The sequence below is a fragment of the Streptomyces sp. Je 1-369 genome, assembly GCF_026810505.1.
GTDB lineage: Bacteria > Actinomycetota > Actinomycetes > Streptomycetales > Streptomycetaceae > Streptomyces.
The window spans coordinates 938,575-957,366 of the sequence record NZ_CP101750.1; the positions used below are offsets into that span (position 1 = coordinate 938,575).

At 70.3% G+C, this 18,792-nt stretch carries 15 protein-coding genes; 10 read left to right on the forward strand and 5 right to left on the reverse strand.

Features of this window, described 5'->3' with window-relative positions:
- Window positions 1-7: 7 nt before the first annotated feature.
- Window positions 8-1,666 (reverse strand): catalase, encoded by a 1,659-nt coding sequence (locus NOO62_RS04100; protein ID WP_268769518.1) that lies wholly within the window; start codon window positions 1,664-1,666, stop codon window positions 8-10.
- A gap of 293 nt (window positions 1,667-1,959) precedes the next feature.
- On the opposite strand from NOO62_RS04100, the gene NOO62_RS04105 reads away from it, so the two are divergent.
- A complete protein-coding gene (locus NOO62_RS04105; protein ID WP_268769519.1) occupies window positions 1,960-2,526 on the forward strand; it encodes a DUF1360 domain-containing protein in 567 nt (188 codons plus the stop codon).
- 175 nt (window positions 2,527-2,701) lie between these two features.
- Window positions 2,702-3,832 (forward strand): PQQ-dependent sugar dehydrogenase, encoded by a 1,131-nt coding sequence (locus tag NOO62_RS04110; RefSeq protein ID WP_268769520.1) that lies wholly within the window; start codon window positions 2,702-2,704, stop codon window positions 3,830-3,832.
- Window positions 3,833-3,883: 51 nt separating this feature from the next.
- Here the strand turns inward: NOO62_RS04110 and NOO62_RS04115 are convergent, their stop codons facing one another.
- Window positions 3,884-4,558 carry a M15 family metallopeptidase gene (locus NOO62_RS04115; protein ID WP_268769521.1) on the reverse strand — a complete coding sequence of 225 codons (675 nt, stop codon included), beginning with the start codon at window positions 4,556-4,558 and terminating at the stop codon, window positions 3,884-3,886.
- Window positions 4,559-4,789: 231 nt separating this feature from the next.
- Here NOO62_RS04115 and NOO62_RS04120 point away from each other — a divergent pair, with 231 nt between their 5' ends.
- Window positions 4,790-7,798, forward strand: a complete 3,009-nt coding sequence (locus NOO62_RS04120) for a family 16 glycoside hydrolase (RefSeq protein WP_268769522.1) — start codon at window positions 4,790-4,792, stop codon at window positions 7,796-7,798.
- A 4-nt stretch (window positions 7,799-7,802) separates the two neighbouring features.
- On the opposite strand, the gene NOO62_RS04125 is transcribed toward NOO62_RS04120, so the two are convergent.
- Together NOO62_RS04125 and NOO62_RS04130 are read right to left on the reverse strand one after the other, a co-directional pair.
- Window positions 7,803-8,243 carry an OsmC family protein gene (locus NOO62_RS04125; protein WP_268769523.1) on the reverse strand — a complete coding sequence of 147 codons (441 nt, stop codon included), beginning with the start codon at window positions 8,241-8,243 and terminating at the stop codon, window positions 7,803-7,805.
- 219 nt (window positions 8,244-8,462) lie between these two features.
- Window positions 8,463-10,508: a SpoIIE family protein phosphatase gene (locus tag NOO62_RS04130; RefSeq protein ID WP_268769524.1), complete on the reverse strand. Its 2,046-nt coding sequence runs from the start codon at window positions 10,506-10,508 to the stop codon at window positions 8,463-8,465.
- A 188-nt stretch (window positions 10,509-10,696) separates the two neighbouring features.
- Between NOO62_RS04130 and NOO62_RS04135 the strand changes: the two genes are divergently transcribed.
- Together NOO62_RS04135 and NOO62_RS04140 are read left to right on the forward strand one after the other, a co-directional pair.
- A complete protein-coding gene (locus tag NOO62_RS04135) occupies window positions 10,697-10,957 on the forward strand; it encodes a GlsB/YeaQ/YmgE family stress response membrane protein (protein ID WP_268769525.1) in 261 nt (86 codons plus the stop codon).
- A 131-nt stretch (window positions 10,958-11,088) separates the two neighbouring features.
- The gene (locus NOO62_RS04140) at window positions 11,089-11,718 is read left to right on the forward strand and encodes an alpha-ketoglutarate-dependent dioxygenase AlkB (RefSeq protein WP_268769526.1); all 630 of its coding nucleotides are present in this window, start codon (window positions 11,089-11,091) and stop codon (window positions 11,716-11,718) included.
- 87 nt (window positions 11,719-11,805) lie between these two features.
- On the opposite strand, the gene NOO62_RS04145 is transcribed toward NOO62_RS04140, so the two are convergent.
- The gene (locus NOO62_RS04145) at window positions 11,806-13,167 is read right to left on the reverse strand and encodes an FAD-dependent oxidoreductase (protein WP_268769527.1); all 1,362 of its coding nucleotides are present in this window, start codon (window positions 13,165-13,167) and stop codon (window positions 11,806-11,808) included.
- Window positions 13,168-13,404: 237 nt separating this feature from the next.
- On the opposite strand from NOO62_RS04145, the gene NOO62_RS04150 reads away from it, so the two are divergent.
- The 5 genes from NOO62_RS04150 to NOO62_RS04170 all read left to right on the forward strand — a co-directional run bounded on the left by NOO62_RS04150 (window position 13,405) and on the right by NOO62_RS04170 (window position 18,790).
- Window positions 13,405-13,731, forward strand: a complete 327-nt coding sequence (locus tag NOO62_RS04150; protein WP_268769528.1) for a plasmid stabilization protein — start codon at window positions 13,405-13,407, stop codon at window positions 13,729-13,731.
- A 69-nt stretch (window positions 13,732-13,800) separates the two neighbouring features.
- Window positions 13,801-14,985: an alcohol dehydrogenase catalytic domain-containing protein gene (locus NOO62_RS04155; protein WP_268769529.1), complete on the forward strand. Its 1,185-nt coding sequence runs from the start codon at window positions 13,801-13,803 to the stop codon at window positions 14,983-14,985.
- Complete coding sequence (locus tag NOO62_RS04160) at window positions 14,982-15,557, forward strand: isochorismatase family cysteine hydrolase (protein WP_268769530.1); 576 nt, start codon at window positions 14,982-14,984, stop codon at window positions 15,555-15,557. Before NOO62_RS04155 ends, NOO62_RS04160 begins: the two co-directional genes overlap by 4 nt.
- Window positions 15,554-17,263 (forward strand): FMN-binding glutamate synthase family protein, encoded by a 1,710-nt coding sequence (locus NOO62_RS04165; protein ID WP_268769531.1) that lies wholly within the window; start codon window positions 15,554-15,556, stop codon window positions 17,261-17,263. Before NOO62_RS04160 ends, NOO62_RS04165 begins: the two co-directional genes overlap by 4 nt.
- A 3-nt stretch (window positions 17,264-17,266) precedes the next feature.
- Window positions 17,267-18,790: a catalase gene (locus tag NOO62_RS04170; RefSeq protein ID WP_268769532.1), complete on the forward strand. Its 1,524-nt coding sequence runs from the start codon at window positions 17,267-17,269 to the stop codon at window positions 18,788-18,790.
- Window positions 18,791-18,792 lie beyond the last annotated feature (2 nt).

Sequence of the window (18,792 nt, forward strand, 5' to 3'; positions counted from 1 at the left end):
GCCGGTGTCAGCGTGTGACCTGGTGGCGTTCGTTCGGCACGCAGTGGGTCATCGTCAGGCCGGAGACGTCGCGCGGCGCGTTGTTCCCCAGCCGCAGGAGGCGGCTGCGGTCCTCGTCGGTCAGCGTCTGGCCCTGCAGCGGTTCGAGGTGGGAGACGTCGTCGGGGCGGATGCCGAGGCCTTCGCCGACGCGCAGGCCGAGGTCGTTCTCGACCAGCAGGAAGTGCCAGACCATGCGCTCCTGCACCTTCCGGTCGCACTGGGAGATGAGGTCCACGAAGTTGCCGACGAGGTCGTCCCGCTCCCAGTCCTCCAGGAGCAGGTAGCGCTGCCCGGCCTGGAGGTAGTCGTTGGTGAGCGGGATCCGCTTGCGGGTGAGACGGCCACAGACCTCCGGCCCCTGTTCGTCGTGGGTGGGGTACTGGTCCTCGCGCAGGCCGCCCGTGATCGACGGCTCGTAGTTGACCTCGGGGTTCTCGTTCGCCGCGCGGTTGTCGTACGCCATCGAGCCGTCGCGCTGGTTGGTGCGCACGTCCGCGTTCTTGGCCTGGTTCACCGGTAGTTGCAGGTAGTTCGGGCCGACGCGGTAGCGCTGGGTGTCGCTGTAGGAGAAGGTCCGCCCGACGAGCATCTTGTCGTCGGAGAAGTCGAGGCCGTCGACCAGGACGCCGGTGCCGAACGCGATCTGCTCGTTCTCCCCGAAGTAGTCGTCGACCGTGCGGTCGAGCACCATGCGGCCGACGGCCTTGGGCGGGAAGTCCTGCTCCGGCCAGGTCTTGGTGTCGTCCAGCGGGTCGAAGTCGAGCTCCGGATGGTCGCCGTCCTCCATGACCTGCACGAGCAGCTCCCACTCGGGGAAGTCGCCCCGGCGGATCGCCTCGTACAGGTCCTTGGTGGCGTGACCGAGCTCGCCGGCCTGCACGTTCGCCGCGTCCTCTTCGGTCATGCTGCGCACGCCCTGCTTGGGCATCCAGTGGTACTTGACGAGGACGGTGCCGCCCTCCGCGTCGACCCACTTGTAGGTGTTCACGCCGAAGCCCTGCATGTGCCGGTAGTCGGCGGGGATGCCCCGGGGGCTGAAGAGGTTGACCAGCATGTGCATGCTCTCCGGGGTCTGCGACATGAAGTCGAAGATCCGGGCGGGCTTCTGCTCGTGCGAGACGGGGTCGGGCTTCAGAGCGTGGATGACGTCGGGAAACTTCACGGCGTCCCGGATGAAGAAGACACCGAGGTTGTTGCCGACCAGGTCCCAGTTGCCGTCCTCCGTGTAGAACTTGACGGCGAAGCCGCGCGGGTCGCGGGCGGCCTCGGAGGAGTCGCGGCCGCCGATGACGGTGGAGAAGCGCAGGGCTACGTCGGTGCGCTTGCCGCGCTCCTGGAACAGCTTGGCGCGGGTGTACCGGCTGATGGGCTCGTCGCCCCAGGTGCCGTACGCCTCGAAGTAGCCGTAAGCGGTGGCACCCCGTGCGTGGACGACGCGCTCCGGAATCCGCTCCCTGTCGAAGTGGCTGATCTTCTCCAGGAAGTGGTAGTTCTCCAGCGTGGCGGGGCCCCGCGCGCCGACCGTGCGCTGGTTCTGGTTGTCGTAGACGGGGTGGCCCTGCCGGTCGGTCAGTACCGGCCGGGAGTCGTCCGCGGGTGAACCCATGCTCGATACGTCCGTCATGACCGTCGGCTCCTTGACGAGTGACCGTGTGCGCGGAGCTGCGTTCCGGCACGCGTGCGGACCGGACGGTTGGCCTCCGGTGCCCGGCCCGTCCACGATCACACAGATGCGCCGGGGTCGCCGCGCCAGGCGTCCGGGGTTCCGCCGTTCAGCTCCGTTTCCGCTCGCGCCGCAGGGTTACCTGTTGCGGAGGCGCTCGCCCGGGCGAACCCGTCCTGATGAGGCGCGAAGGCCTGCGACACGGTTCAGTGGAGGTTGCGGTGGTTCATGACACTCGAAGGGAAGGCACCGGCGTGCGACGTATCAGGGGAGCCTTTCGGCGTGCGGGCGGGGCCTACTCCTCCGGTCCCTCCGGCTCCTCCGACCCCTCCGGCTCCTCCGGCTCCTCCGGCTCCTCCGGGGAGGAACACCGGCTCGCCGGTCACTTCGGCGCCCTGGTCGCGTTCGGCGCTTACACGGTGGCCTGGGGTGCGGCCGTCCGGATGCGGAAGGTCCCGCTTCCTGAGCGTCCCGAGCCATGGGACGTCCTGTTCGCGGCGGCGGCCACCTTCCGGCTCGGCCGACTGCTCAGCAAGGGATCGGTGACCAGCCCGCTGCGGGCGCCGTTCACCCGCTACGAGGCGGCGTCCGGGCCCGCGGAGGTGAGCGAGAGCCCACGGGGAGACGGCGTCAAAGCGACCGTGGGCGAGCTCGTCACCTGCCCGTTCTGCCTGAGCGTCTGGTTGACCACCACCGTCACCGGCGCCGCCCTGCTGTGGCCGAAGGCCACGCGCACGGTGACGGGCGGCCTCTCCGTACTGGCGGCCGCCGACGCGATGCAGCTGGGCTACGACTGCCTGCTGCAGGAGAACGCCGAGTAGGCCGGAGGCGGGAGACAGGGGGCAGGGGGCAGGGGGCAGGGGGGCAGGGGGGCAGAAGAAGCAGACGAATGACGTCCTTGGTCTACACCAAGCGCCCCGGCCCCAGTACTCTCGTCCGTGGCCAGCAGCACACCATGGTGACCTCCCCCCTTTCGCCGCCTCCAGGAGGATCACGGTGAACGTCCGCACCAGAAGCTCTGCGATCGTCGGCGCTCTCTGCCTCGTCACGTCCCTCGCCTTCACCTCGGCGTCCGCCTCCTCCCGCGAAGACGCGGCCGGGGTGGCGCTCACCAAGGTGGCCACGGCCAAGAATCCGTCCGCCGGCACCGCGGGTCCCGGCGGCGCCGTCTGGATCGCCGAACGCGCCGGCACCGTACGCGTGTTGGGCAAGCAGGGGCTCGGTGAGCCCGTGCTCGACATCTCCGCCGAGACCACCACCGACGGCGAACGCGGCCTGCTGGGCATCGCGTTCTCCAACGACTTCAAGTACTTCTACGTCTCGTTCACGGACCTCGAAGGCACGAGCACCGTGGACGAGTTCGCCGTGCGCAAGGGCAAGCTGCGGCCGGAGACCCGGCGCACCGTCCTGACGCAGACGCAGCCGTACCCGAACCACAACGGCGGCGACATCAAGTTCGGCCGCGACGGCTACCTCTACATCGCGTTCGGCGACGGCGGCGCGGGCGGCGACCCGCACGGCAACGGGCAGAACCTCGACACGCTCCTCGGCAAGCTGCTGCGCATCGACCCGCGGGGCGGCAAGCCGTACGCGATCCCGCCGGGCAACCCGTTCGTCGGTGACCCGAAGGCGAAGGACGAGATCTGGGCGTACGGACTGCGCAATCCGTGGCGGTTCTCGTTCGACAAGGGCACGGGTGACCTGTTCATCGGTGATGTCGGGCAGAGCGCCTGGGAGGAGATCGACCGGGCTCCGGCGTCCAGCAAGGGCGGTGAGAACTACGGCTGGTCGCAGATGGAGGGCACCCATCCCTTCCGCGAGGGCACGGAGCCCGCGAACCACGTCCCGCCGGTCCACGAGTACGACCGCACCGGCCTCGGCTGCTCTGTGACCGGCGGGTTCGTGTACCGCGGGAAGGCGATCCCCGAGCTCAGAGGCCAGTACCTGTTCAGCGACTACTGCGACGGCACCGTCCGTGCCCTGAAGATGAAGGACGGCAAGGTGACCGGGGTGAGCGATCTGGGCGTCAACGGCGGCGAGGTCGTGTCGTTCGTCCAGGGCGGCAAGGGCGAGCTGTACGTGCTCGACCTGGGCGGGCCGGTGTCGCGCATCGACCCGGCGGCATAGGGCTCGCGGCGCGGGCCGGGCAGCGCAAGTCCGGCCGCGCGAGGGGCACTCTCACCGTCCGTTGGCCGAGAAGTGCTGGTAGTCCGGGGCCCGCCACCGCCCTCCCCACTGCCAGCCCACCTCGCGCATCGTCGTCGTGATGACGTCACCGTTCTTGATCATGCCCTTGGCGGTGCGTCGCCTGTCCAGGAAGGCGGCGCCCGCCGCGGGGTAGACGTGTCCGTTCCGGTCCACGTACGGGTTCTCCAGCGTATTGATGTCCACCGCGTCCCCGTACGAGTGCTGCGAGAGCCGCGCCGGATCGCCCGTGACGGTGCGGCAGTTGAACGCCGAGGTGTTGTCCTCCTTCATCGCCGCGAGGTCGTTGCCGCCGTACGCCGCCATCGTCCGCATCCGGCGGACGGGGAACCGGGCGTCGAAGGCGCGGCCGAAGACGCGCAGCATGGGCCGCACGGCCTCCTTGCGCACGACGAGCTCACCGGCGTGCACGCGGCCGTCGAACCCCCAGTGGTTCATCCGGATGAGCCGCAGGCCGGAGGGCGCGACCGGGCACCCCGGATGCCAGCTGCGGCCCAGGTCGCGCGCGGAGACGGCGCTGACCCGTGCGTCGAGGGCGGGTGCTCGCTGGGTTCCGGCGACGGCAGGGGCCGGGTCGCCGAGGGTGGTGAGGAGGACTGCGGCCGGGGTGGTGAGTGCGAGGAACGCACGGACTCGAAGTGTGATCACCCCACAGACATAACGCGCCCCCGCGGCCCCGCCCGGTCCGCACAGCCGACCGTCGGGTGCCGTTCGCCCGATTGGTGGGGACCCTCAGGCACCGGAGGCTGCTCCTCAGCACCTCCCCGTTTTTCCTTTCTCTGGACAAAGTGTGGACGTCCTCCGACGCCGTCCCTACGCTGAGCGTCGCTCTGCCACAGAGATCTGCGTAACCCACGACGGAACCACGCAGGAGGAAGAGTGAAGCCTCACCGCAAAGCCCGAAGATCCACGGGACTGCTGCTCGCCGCCTTCATCGGAGCCGGTCTGCTCGCGCCCGGCGCGGTCGCGGACGACGATCCGCGGCCGTTCGCGGACCTACCGCCCCAGGAACCCGGCGTCACCCTGCGCGTGTTCGACGTGCGGACCCCGCTGGAGAAGCTGTGCACCCTCAAGCCGGCCCAGACGCCCAACGTCGACAAGCTGATCCCGACGGCCGACTGGACGTCGACCGACGGCTTCGGCTTCAGCGACAACTTCGTGTCGCAGATCATCGGGAACCTGAACGTGCCGGAAGCGGGCGCGTACGACTTCCGGCTGATCAGCGACGACGGTTCGCGGCTCCTCCTCGGCGGACAGCAGGTCATCGACCACGACGGGCTGCACGGCGCCGAGCCCAAGGACGGGAGCATTACCCTCAACGCCGGGTACCAGTCGCTGCGCATCGATCACTTCGACCGGGGCGGGGGTCAGCAGGTCACCCTCCAGTGGAAGCCGCCCGGCGCGGGTGAGTTCACGACCGTGCCGAACTCCGTGCTCAGCACGGACGCCGACGTCGTACGGGTCACCGCGCCCGGCCGCAAGGAGTGCGAGGGGACGTACGACACACCGGGCGACGGCCTGCCGCTCACCGAGGTCAACCCGGGCTACGAGCTGACCGACCTGCGCCCCAAGGGCTTCGAGCCGCAGGTGTCCGCGATGGACTGGCTGCCCGACGGGCGGCTCGCGATCTCCACGTGGGGCGGCAGCACCGAGACGAAGGGCGAGGTGTATCTGCTCGACCACGTCACCGGTGAGACGAGCCCCGAGAAGGTCACGTACAAGAAGGTCGCCGACGGGCTCAGGGAGCCGATGGGCATCAAGTACGTGGACGGGAAGCTGTACGTGTCGGAGAAGCACCAGCTGACCGAGTTGAACGACACGAACGGCGACGACGTCACCGACGAGAAGCGGAAGATCGCCGAGTGGCCGTACGGCAAGAACTTCCACGAGTTCGCGTTCGGCCTGCTCTACGAGAAGGGCGACTTCTACCTGAACCTCTCCGTCGCCATCAACTACGGCGGCGCGACCACCGACCCGCAGCCCGCCCCGAACCGCGGCACGACCATCAAGGTCAACAAGGCGACGGGCAAGGTGAGTTACCTCGCCGGGGGCCTGCGCACCCCGAACGGCATCGGGCGCGGCCCGGGCAACGACCTGTTCGTCACGGACAACCAGGGCGGCTGGCTGCCCGCGTCCAAGCTGGTCCACATCAAACAGGACCGGTTCTTCAACCACTACATGAACCCCGACGGGCCCTACGACGACAAGCCCGTCACCAAGCCCGCGCTCTGGCTTCCGCAGAACGAGATAGCCAACTCCCCCAGCACGCCCATGCAGTTGAAGAAGGGGCCGTTCGCCGGGCAGATGGTGTTCGGCGACGTCACGTACGGCGGACTGCAGCGCGCGGCCCTGGAGAAGGTCGCCGGTGAGTACCAGGGCGCGGTCTTCCGGCACACGCAGGGCCTGGAGGCCGGCATCTCGCGGATCAGCCAGGGTCCCGACGGCGCGATCTACACCGGCGGCCTGGGCGCGGACGGCAACTGGGGCCAGGAGGGAAAGCTCCGCTTCGGCCTGCAGAAGCTGACGCCGAACGGGAAGACCGCCTTCGACATCAAGACGATGCGCGCCACCCGTGACGGCTTCGACCTCACCTACACCAAGCCCCTCTCCGAGGAGACCGCGGCCGAGCTCACGGAGGGCGCGTACGCGGTGGAGCAGTGGCGGTACGTTCCCACGCCGGACTACGGCGGCCCGAAGGTCGACGAGGAGTCGCTGCCGGTCGCGTCGGCGAAGCTCTCGGACGACCGGCGCACGGTGCGGCTCACCATCCCCGGCCTGAAGCCCGACCGGGTCGTGCACGTCCGCTCGCCCCGCCCGTTCTCGTCCGCCGGTGGCGAGGAGCTGTGGTCCACCGAGGCCTGGTACACCCTGAACGCCAAGCCGGGCCCGCAGGAGCCCGTCACGACGTACGACGCCGAGTCCGCGAAGCTGTCCGGCGGCGCGGACATCGACAAGGAGCACGCCGGATTCACCGGCGGCGGGTTCGTCGACGGCTTCGGTGACAAGGGCGCGAAGGCGACCTTCGACGTCGTGGTCGACAGGACGGGCGCGTACGACGTGGGGCTGCGCTACGCCAACGGCCCGCACCCGGCCCCCGGCACCAAGACGGTCGGCGTCAGCGTGAACGGCGGCGCGGCGCGACAGACGAGCCTGCCGTCCACGGTCGCGTGGAACCGCTGGTCCACGAAGACCGAACGGCTCTCCCTGCGCAAGGGCCACAACACGATCACGTACGCCGTGGGCGCCGATGACACCGGTCATGTGAACCTCGACGCGCTCGACGTGCGCAGGCCGGGCGCGAGGATCGACCTGTTCTCCGGCGGCAGCGTCTCCACCGCCTGGCAGCACAGTGACGGCCGCAGCGCCGAGTGGCCGCACACCGCCGAGAAGTCCATGGAGGTCTGCTGCGGCGACCTGCGCACGAAACAGCACTTCGGGGACTTCGAGCTGCACGTCGAGTTCCGGGTGCCGAAGCTGCCGGACGACGTGACGGGGCAGGACCGCGGCAACAGCGGGGTCTACCTCCAGGAGCGGTACGAGGTGCAGATCCTCGACTCGTACGGCGTGGCGAAGCTCGCGGACAACGAGGCGGGGGCGATCTACCAGAAGAAAGCCGCCGACCTCAACGCGTCGAAGGCGCCGGAGACCTGGCAGACGTACGACATCACCTTCCGTGCCGCCCGCTTCGACGCGGACGGCGGAAAGACGTCGGACGCGCGGGTCACCGTCGTCTGGAACGGCAAGAAGGTCCACGACGACGTGGCCGTGGACGGTCCGACCGGTGCGGGTGACGCCGAGTCCGCGGCGGCCGGCGCGATCCGGTTGCAGGACCACGGCAACAAGGTCCGCTTCCGCAATGTGTGGGTGGAGCCGGTGCCCGTGTCCTGACCTGTCACCCCCCGGCGAAGAGCGTGGTGCCGTCGGGGCCGAGCGCCTCCACGCGTGCGCCGTGTTCGACGGTGCGGCTGACCGTGCAGTACTTCTCGTGCGTCAGCCGGATGGCGCGCTCCAGCGCCTCCGCGGCGCGGGTGTCGCCCTCGGGCAGGTCGAGTTCGTAGGAGACCCGGACGACGCCGACGCGGCCGTCGTCCTCGGGCCGGGAGACCGACTCGACGACGACGCGCAGCGCGTCGTGTTCGACGGTGCGGGCGGTGCGGTCCACGACGAGTCCGCCGCAGCCGCCGAGTGCGGCGAGGAGGAGTTCGACGGGGGTGAAGGAGGGCTGGGCGTCGGGGTTGTCGGCGGCGGCGACGCGGACCTCGGCCCCGCGGTCGTTGCGGGCGGTCCAGTCGCGTTCGCCGTTGCGTACGGTCTCGATGCGGTAGTCGGCCATGGCGGAACGGTAACCAGGGCCGGGCCCGGTACGACACAGACTCTCAGGGGGCCTGTCGCACGTCTCCCCGGGTGGAGGAGGCGACAAGGTCTCGGCGACGGTGGCGGGCTGGGGCTACCGGACAGTGGGCACGGCGTTCGAGGACACGGTGCCGTCGGCTTGACGGGGACGGGGACGGGGACGGGGCGCGAGCGGCGGGAGGGGTGCGAAGACCGGCTTTCAGGCGTCGGGTACGGCGAAGTCGCACCAGACCGCTTTGCCTTCGCCGCGCGGCTCGACGCCCCAGCAGGAGGCGACCGCCTCCACGAGGAGCAGCCCGCGCCCGGAAGTGGCGGTCTCCGCGGGTGACCTTCTGCGGGGGCGGGCGCTGGAGCGGTCCTTCACCCACAGGCGGACACGTCGCGGCGGCCCAGAGAGCACCTCCAGAGTGAGGATGGCGCCTCCGTCGGTGTGGACGAGGGCGTTGACGAGGAGTTCACCGGCCGCCACTTCCACGTCGTCGGCGACCGTGCCGAACCCCCACGAGGCGAGGTGTTCGCGCAGGGCGGCCCGCGCGTCGGCGAGCCCTTCCGGGTCGGCCTGATGGACGTACCGGTGGATGCGCGGCTCCTGGAGGGTCCCTGGGTCGGGCAGCCTGCGCAGGACGAGCAGCGCCACGTCGTCGCTCGTGCCCCATCTCTCCCACAGCGCGTGCGAGAGGTGGTCCGCCAGGGCCTCGGCGCGTTCGGGGCCCTGGCGCATCACCTCGGCGAGGTTGCGCATGCCGGTGTCGACGTCGAGGGCGGCGTCCTCCACGAGCCCGTCGGTGCAGAGCACCATGGTCTCGCCGGGCACGAGGTCGAGGCGGACCTCGGGGAAGTCCTCCATGCCGAATTCGGTGGCCAGGCCGAGCGGCAGTCCGCCGGGGACCCGGGGCACGCCAACCCGTTTGTCCACGTGGCGCACGAGGGGCGGCAGGTGTCCGGCGCGGACCGCGCGCACGATGCCGCTGGCGGGGTCGAACTGGGCGTACGTACAGGTGGCGAACCGCTCGGTGTCGAGCTCGGCGAGGAAGCGGGAGGCACGGGAGAGCACCGTGCCCGGCGGGTGGCCCTCGCCCGCGAAGGCGCGCAGGGCGATGCGCAGCTGGCCCATGATGGCCGCGGCGTGGGTGTCGTGCCCTTGTACGTCGCCCACGACCAGGCCGATGCGGCCGCGCGGCAGGGCGACGACGTCGTAGAAGTCGCCGCCGACGTCGCGGCCGCCCCACGCCGCGTGGTAGCGCACGGCGACCTCGCAGTCCGCGACGGCGGGCACCCCGCGCGGCAGCATGGTGGCCTGGAGGCTCTTGGCGAGGTCCCGTTCCTCGTCGAAGAGCATGGCGCGCTGCAGCGACTGGGCGACGATGCCGGAGAGCCCGATGCAGAGGTTGCGGTCCGCGTCGGTGAAGTCCTTGCGGCCGCGGTAGAAGAGGCCGAGTCCGCCGATGGCACGGTCCTGGGCGACCAGCGGCAGGAACGCCGCCGAGTCGAGGCGCATGTGCTCGATGTAGGGCCGCAGGCGGGTGAAGCGGCGCGCGAGGTCGGGCAGTGAGGCGACGAAGCGGGGCTGCCGTGTCATGACGGCTTCGGCGAGCGGCTGTGACTCGTCGACCTTGTGCAGCTTGAGTTCGTCGAGGGCCTGCATCGTCTGGCCCACGAGGGCGATCAGCTTCAGCTTGTCCCCCTCGACGAGACCGAGGACGAGTCCGTCGGCGGCGAACCGGTCGAGGCCGCTCGCGCCGGACAGGACGGCGACCACGTCGTCGACCGTGACGGCCCGGGAGAGTGCCTGCGTGGTGCCCTGCACCATCAGGGCGATGCCCTGGCGGCGTTCCTCCCTGGGATCGATGGCGGCGAGTTCCGCCCCGTCCTCGGACGCCGAACGCAGGATGCCGAGTACGCGCACGGCCCGGCCCTCGCCGTCGCGGACGATGCGTCCGCGCGCGTGGCCGAGGTGGATCGTGCCGTCCCTGCGCCGGGCCCGGAAGTAGACGCCGTACCCGTCGGCTCCGGAGGCGACGGCCTCGGTGACGGCGTAGTTGATGCGGACGGCCTCCTCCGGGGGGATGCGCCCCTGGAGCGAGGTCACCAGGCCGTTGAATTCCTCGGGGCGCAGGTCGAGCACCGCGAGGGAGCCGGCGTCGAGACCGAGCGCGCCGGTCCTCAGGTCCCAGTCGAAGCCGCCCACGCCGGTGAGGAGCAGGCACTGTTCCACATCGACGGATGTCTTCTTCGCTGACGTCATGGTGGTCTCCGGTATGCCGCTCGGCCACCATATGCTCCGCGCGCGTCACCCGCCCGCCGGAGTCCGGCGTGCCGATGGTCCCGTGAAACGTGACCTTGGTCCTGTGTGAGTCGTCATCGTCGGGACATTCGCTCTGTGTCGGCCTGGAGCTCCAGCGCCGACCGGAGCACAAAGAGAGGAACGTTCTCGTGGGCATCATCGCCTGGATCCTGATCGGTCTCATCGCGGGAGCCATCGCCAAGGCCCTCACCCCCGGCAAGGACCCGGGAGGCTGCCTGGTGACCATGGTGATCGGCATCGTGGGCGGGCTGCTCGGCGGCTGGCTGGGCAAGGTGATCTTCGGCGTCCACTCGATCAACGGGTTCTTCCACCTGTCGACGTGGATCGCCGCCATCATCGGCTCCGTGATCGTTCTGTTCGCCTACCGCATGATCGCGGGGAAGCGGTAGGACCCACCCACAGATCCCCTCGGGGGCGCGCATCCGGACGGATGCGCGCCCCCGAGGCGTTTCCGGCCTTACGAGGTGTGCCGAACCTTTCGAATTAGCTCACGTGTTCGAATGGCGCTTACACTGACGGCATGACAACCCACCAGCTCCAGGGATCGCTCTTCGACCAGAGCGACGACGTACGCCTCGGCTCCCTGGCCGGAATCCGCCGGACGGTCCTCGGCGACGGCGCGTGGATCGACCTGCTGCCGGGCTGGCTGAGCGGCGCAGACGCCCTGTTCGAGCGGCTGGCCACGGAGGTCCCGTGGAAGGCCGAACAACGCCAGATGTACGAGCGGGTCGTGGCCGTGCCGCGCCTGCTCGCCTTCTACGGCGCGGGCGAACGGCTCCCCCACCTCGTCCTCGACGAGGCCAGGCAGGCCCTCTCCGAACGCTACGCCGCCGAGCTCGGCGAGGCGTTCACGACGGCGGGCCTGTGCCACTACCGGGACGGGCGCGACAGCGTGGCCTGGCACGGCGACCGGATCGGCCGGGGCGCCCGTGAGAACACGATGGTCGCCATCCTCTCCGTGGGAGCCCCCCGCGACCTGCTGCTCCGTCCGCGGCGCGGCGGCGCCACCGTCCGGCAGCCGCTCGGGCACGGCGATCTGATCGTGATGGGCGGCTCCTGCCAGCGCACCTGGGAGCACGCCGTCCCCAAGTCCGCCCGCGCCTCCGGTGGACGCATCAGCATCCAGTTCCGGCCGCACGGCGTGCGGTGAGGGCGAACAGCCGGGTGAGCGGGTGGAAGCGGTAGCACCCGGGAGCCCGGGACTCCAGGAGCTGCACGTCGACCACCTGCTCCAGGATCACCTCCGTCGCGTGAGCGCGTGGCGTACCACTTTGGCGACGACGGTCGGGCGGAACAGCAGCGCGGGCGGTGACGTCATGTTCAGGACCCGTACGAACCGCGCCCACACGCTGGGGTCGTGCACGGCGAGCGCGAAGACCTGCTGGTTGTACCAGTGGGCGAAGCGTGCGGGCAGCGGGTGACCGCCGGGTGCCCACATGAGGTCCGAGCTGGTGGCCATGGTCCACGGGACCTGGATGACGCGGGCCGCGGCACGCTGGTAGGCGCGGCTGAGCCCGTCGAGGCCACCGGCCCGGTGGCGGTTCAGGAGGCGGCCGAGCAGCTGCGCTTCGAGTGCGGCGACGGTGAGTCCCTGCCCGTACACGGGGTTGAAGACGCAGAGCGCGTCGCCGACCGCGACGAGGCGTTCGGGCCAGCGGGTGTTCTTGTGGTGCAGGCGCCATTCGTTGCCGTTGTTCGTGTAGCGGCGGATGTCCCCCTCGCGGGTGCCGCGCTTGATCTGTTCGGCGAGGCGCGGGGTGCCGAGGCTCTGGGCGAAGTCGAGGTAGCCCTCGTCGTCGGTGGGCGGCACGTGTTCGTCGACGCCGAACAGCGAGCACATCCAGCGGTCGCGTTCCACGGCGAGGACGACGCCGCCGCGCGGTACGTCGGGCGCGAAGGCCATCTGGTAGGCGACGTCGAAGTCCTGCTCGTCCTGCGGCGGGCGTACGTAGCACGCGGAGGTATAGGTGATCTTCGCTTTGATGACGTTCCTGGGGGACGCGGGCAGGTGCGCGTCGGTGAGCCAGCGGTCGACGGATGTGGTGCGGCCCGACGCGTCGACGACCAGGTCGGCGGTGACCTCGGTGGGTTCCTCGCCCTCGGTGCGGTACCTGACCCGGTCCAGGCGGCCTGGCGCGCTCGCGGTGACCGTCTCGCAGCGGGCGGCCGGGACGACGCGCACCGCGGGGAGCGCCGAGATCCGTTGCCGCAGCCGGCGCTCCAGCTCGTCGCGCGTGAAGGTCTGGATGCGGACGCCCACCGGGTCGGTCGGCGCGTATCCGGTGGGCAGGAGGAAGCTGATCCGCTCGCCGTAGTCGAAGACGGGCGCGCCCTCCTCGGCGAGCTCCGCCCGCAGCCCGGGGAAGAGGGTTTCCAGGACCTCGCCGCCGCGGGCGAGCAGGGCGTGCGCGTGGTAGCCCTGCGGGACGTGCGGGTGGACGCCGGTGTCGGGCAGCACCGGGTCGCGTTCCAGGACCAGCACCTCGCCGAAGTGGTCGGCCAGGACCCGTGCCGTCACGAGACCGGCGTATCCGCCGCCTACGACGACGGCCCGCTCCCAGCGGGCGGCGGGCGGCGAGCTGTGCTGGTTGTCCGGCATGGCCGGGCCCCTCCCTGTCGGCGCAACGTCCCACCACTCCACCGTGGAGCGCCCCGCTTCTCAAGACCCCCCGGGGAGCGCACGGAAGCACTTGATCTTCCGCCTCCGCGTCTCACGCCGAAGATCTCGGGTACTCGTCACAGGCCGCGATCGCCCGTGTGGCGGACCGGCGAACTGTGTGGGCACCGTGGGAGGGGCCCACACCGGCCAGATGTCACCCAGCTGAAAGAGCACACCATGCCCGCAGGATCGAATCGCAAGAGGGAACGGCAGTACGAGCACATCAAGGAGAGTGCGAAGGACCGCGGCGAGTCCACGGGCCGCGCGGAGGAGATCGCCGCCCGCACGGTCAACAAGGAGCGCGCGCGCTCCGGTGAGTCCCGCACGATGAGCCGCACCTCCACGAAGGACCCGAAGTCCGCGTCGCAGCGCGGCGGCGAGCGTTCTCACCAGGGCTCGCAGGGTCCGACGAAGGACCAGCTCTACGCCGAGGCCCAGAAGAAGAACGTCAAGGGCCGCTCGTCGATGAACAAGTCGGAGCTGGCCCGCGCCGTCGGGCGCTGAAGTCGGCTCCCCCGTTCACCTGCGCGGGCCCGCCGGGCCCGCGCGGGCCGAGCAGAAAGGTGCGTCCCCATGCGTGCTCTGACCTGGCAAGGCAAGCGCGACGTGCGTGTCGACGAAGTGCCCGACCCTCGCATCGAGAAGCCCGACGACGTGATCGTCCAGGTGACGTCGACCGGCATCTGCGGCTCCGACCTGCACCTCTACGAGGTCTTCGGGCCCTATCTGGACGCGGGCGACATCCTCGGCCACGAGGCCATGGGTGTCATCGCGGAGACGGGCCCCGACGTCACCGAGGTGGCCGTGGGCGACCGCGTGGTGATTCCGTTCAACGTCTCGTGCAACACCTGCTGGATGTGCAACCAGGGGCTGCAGTCGCAGTGCGAGACGACGCAGGTCAAGTCCATGGGCAGCGGCGCCTCGCTGTTCGGCTTCACCAAGCTGTACGGGCAGGTGCCCGGCGGTCAGGCGGAGCTGCTGCGGGTGCCCTTCGGCAACACGCTGCCCATCAAGGTGCCGCACGGCCCGCCGGACGACCGGTTCGTGTACCTGTCCGACGTGCTGCCCACGGCGTGGCAGGGCGTGGAGTACGCCGACATCCCGCAGGGCGGCAGCGTCACGGTGTTCGGCCTCGGGCCCATCGGTGACATGGCCACCCGCATCGCGCGGCTGCGCGGCGCCGATCTTGTCATCGGTGTCGACCTCGTCGACGCCCGCCTGGAGCGCGCCCGCCGCAACGGCGTCACGGCCCTCGACCTGCGCGAGCACGGCAAGGACCTGGGCGACGCCATCCGTGACCTCACGGACGGCCGCGGCACGGACGCCGTGATCGACGCGGTCGGCCTGGAGGCACACGGTTCGCCGGTGGCGACGGCGGCCCAGCGCGCCACCGCGCTCCTGCCCGACAAGCTGGCCCGCCCGCTGATGGAGAAGGCGGGCATCGACTGCCTGACCGCTCTCCACGCGGGCATCGACGCGGTCCGGCGCGGCGGCACCCTGTCCATCAGCGGCGTCTACGGCGGAGCCGCGAGCCCCATGCCGCTCCTCACCATGTTCGACAAGCAGATCCAGCTGCGCATGGGCCAGGCCAACGTATGGCGCTGGATCGAGGACATCCGCCCGCACCTGACGGACGACGACCCGCTGGGCGTCGACACGTTCGCCACGCACCACCTGCCGCTCAAGGACGCCCCTTCGGCCTACGCGACCTTCCAGGCCAAGGAGGACGGCATGATCAAGACGCTTCTGCAGCCATGAGCGCGGAGCACGACGACGGTCCCGGCGCCCTGATCGTGATCGACATGATCAACACGTACGACCACGAGGACGCCGAGCAGCTGCTGCCGTCGGTGCGCGAGGTCGTGCCGGTCATCACGGACCTCCTCGCCGCGGCCCGGGAGAGCGGGGCGCCGGTGATCTACGTCAACGACAACTTCGGCCAGTGGCGCTCCCACCACGGGGAGCTGGTCGACGCCGCCATGGAGGGGCCGCACGCGGACCTGGTCGGTCCCGTGCGGCCGGACGACGACTCGCTGTTCGTCGTGAAGGCCCGGCACTCGATCTTCTACGAGACGCCGCTGACCTATCTGCTGTGGGAGCTGGGCGTCCGCAAGGTGACGCTGTGCGGCCAGGTGACCGAGCAGTGCGTGCTGTACTCGGCGCTCGACGCCCACATCCGGCACCTCGACGTGACGGTGGTCGCCGACGCGGTCGCCCACATCCACCCGCACCTCGCGGAGGCAGCCCTGGAGATGATGCGTATCAACCTCGGAGCCCGGATCGCCAACGGCAAGGACATCGAGTTCGACGGGGGCGGCACAGACACATGACGCGCTTTGTCATAGTCGGCGCGCTGCTCGCCTGCGCGGCCTGCGGTGTGGTGCTCGCCGTGCTGACGTCGCCCTGGTGGTGGGCGGCCGCGGGACCGCTCGTGGCCGTGGCGCTGACCGGTGTCCACGACCTCGTGCAGCGACGGCACTCCGTGCTGCGGAACTATCCCGTCCTCGGCCATCTGCGGTTCCTCCTGGAGGCGCTGCGGCCGGAGCTGCAGCAGTACTTCGTGGAGCGCAACTACGACGGCAGGCCCTTCGACCGCGACACCCGCAGCATCGTCTACGAACGGGCCAAAGGGGTCGCCGCCGAGGAGCCGTTCGGCAGCGAGCGCGACATGGACAACAGGGGGTACGAGTTCCTCGTGCCGTCGATGGCGCCCGCGCCGGTGCCGAAGGAGCCGCCTCGCGTCCGGGTCGGCGGGCCCGACTGCACGCAGCCGTACGACATGGCCCTCCTCAACGTCTCGGCGATGAGCTTCGGCTCCCTCTCCGCCCACGCGATCGTCGCGCTGAACACGGGAGCGGCGCGGGGCGGGTTCGCGCACGACACCGGGGAGGGCGGCCTCTCCGACCACCATCTGCGGCCCGGCGGCGACCTCGTCTGGGAGATCGGGACGGGTTACTTCGGCTGCCGCACCCGGGACGGCGCGTTCGACCCCGAGCAGTTCGCCGAGAAGGCCGCCCATCCGGCCGTGCGCTGCGTGTCGCTCAAGCTGTCGCAGGGTGCGAAGCCGGGCATCGGCGGCGTGCTGCCCGGCAGCAAGGTCAACGCCGAGATCGCCTCCGTACGCGGCGTACCGCAGGGCGAGACCGTCATCTCACCGCCGTACCACCGGGTCTTCTCCACGCCCCGCGAACTCGTCCGGTTCCTGGCCCGGATGCGGGATCTCGCGCACGGCAAGCCGGTGGGGTTCAAGCTCTGCCCCGGGTCACGGACCCAGTTCCTCGCCGTGTGCAAGGCCATGGCGGCGGAGGGGATCACCCCGGACTTCATCATCGTCGACGGCGCGGAGGGCGGGACGGGCGCGGCGCCGCTGGAGTTCGCCGACCACCTCGGCATGCCGCTCACCGACGGGCTCATCACGGTGCACAGCGCCCTCACCGGGGCGGGGCTGCGGGACCGTATCCGCATCGGTGCGAGCGGCAAGGTGGCGACGGGCTCCGACATCGTCAAGCGCCTGGCCATGGGCGCCGACTACACCAACGCGGCCCGCGCGATGATGTTCGCCGTCGGCTGCATCCAGGCCCAGCGCTGCCACACCAACCGCTGCCCGACGGGTGTCACCACGGTGGACCCGCGCCGTGCCCGCGCCCTCGACATCGGGGACAAGTCGGCACGCGTCACCCGGTTCCAGCAGGCCACGGTCCAGAGCGCGCTGCAGATCATGGCCGCGATGGGGGTGCGCGACGCCGCCGACCTGGGCCCGCACCTCGTGCGGCGCCGCGAGGACAACGGGAGGTTCCGGTCCTACGCCGAGCTGTACGACTGGCTCTCCCCCGGTGAGCTGCTCGCCGCGCCGCCCGAGACCTGGGCCGCCGACTGGCACGCGGCGGATCCGGACAGCTTCGTCCCCATGACGGGCGCGTTTGGATCACGCGGACCCGGAAACAGGAGGGACGCCACGTATCGCCCGCGACAACGCGGGCACCCGGACCGTGACCAGTCGCAGGACGGGAACGCCGACCATGGAAGGCACACGTAGCTGATGAACCACGTCACAGGCAAGGCGACCACCACCGACGCCGGCGTACCGGTCGAGAGTGACGAACACTCGCTCACCGTCGGCGCCGGCGGCCCGATCCTCCTCCAGGACTCCTATCTGATCGAACAGATGGCGCAGTTCAACCGGGAGCGCATCCCCGAGCGGCAGCCGCACGCCAAGGGCAGCGGCGCCTTCGGCCACTTCGAGGTCACCGGGGATGTCAGCCGCTACACGAAGGCGGCACTCTTTCAGCCCGGCGCACGGACCGATCTGGTCATCCGGTTCTCGACGGTGGCCGGTGAGCGCGGCAGCCCGGACACGTGGCGCGACCCGCGCGGCTTCGCGGTGAAGTTCTACACCAGCGAGGGCAACTACGACATGGTCGGGAACAACACCCCGGTCTTCTTCGTGAAGGACCCGATGAAGTTCCAGCACTTCATCCGGTCGCAGAAGCGCCGCGCGGACAACAACCTCCGCGACCACGACATGCAGTGGGACTTCTGGACCCTCTCGCCGGAGTCGGCCCACCAGGTCACGTGGCTGATGGGCGACCGCGGCATCCCGCGCAGCTGGCGCCACATGAACGGCTACTCGTCGCACACCTACATGTGGATCAACGAGCAGGGTGAGCGGTTCTGGGTGAAGTACCACTTCAAGACCGACCAGGGCGTCGAGAACTTCACGCAGCACGAGGGCGACCAGATGGCCGCGGCCGACACGGACTACCACACCCGTGATCTCTTCGAGCACATCCGGGACGGGGACTACCCGAGCTGGACGCTGTACGTGCAGGTCATGCCGTACGACGACGCGGCCACGTACCGGTTCAACCCGTTCGACCTGACGAAGGTGTGGCCGCACGGCGACTACCCGCTGGTCGAGGTCGGCAGGATGACCCTGGACCGCAACCCGACGGACAACCACGCCGAGATCGAGCAGGCGGCGTTCCAGCCCAACAACCTGGTTCCTGGCATCGGCCCGAGCCCCGACCGCATGCTGCTGGGCAGGCTGTTCTCGTACGCCGACGCGCACCGTCACCGGATCGGCGGCAACTACCAGCAGCTGCCGGTCAACGCCCCCATCGTGCCCGTCAACACGTACTCCAAGGACGGGGCGATGGCCATCCGCAAGACGGAGGACCCGGTCTACGCGCCGAACTCCAAGGGCGGCCCGGCCGCCGACACGGCCCGCCACGGCTCCCCGCCCAGCTGGTACGCGGACGGCGACATCACCCGCTCGGCCTACGTGGACCACGCGGAGGATGACGACTGGGGCCAGCCCGGCACCATGGTCCGCGAGGTGCTCAACGACGCCGAGCGCGACCGTCTGGTGGACAACGTCGTCGGGCACCTGCTCAACGGCGTGACAGAGCCCGTGCTCGTCCGCGCCTTCGAGTACTGGTCGAACATCGACAAGTCGATCGGTGAGCGCATCGAGCAAGGGGTGCGCGCCAAGGCGGGCGAGAAGGACCCGAAGGCCGCGGAGCAGGCCAACCCGGCGCGCAGCAGCATGCAGGACAAGGCCTGACC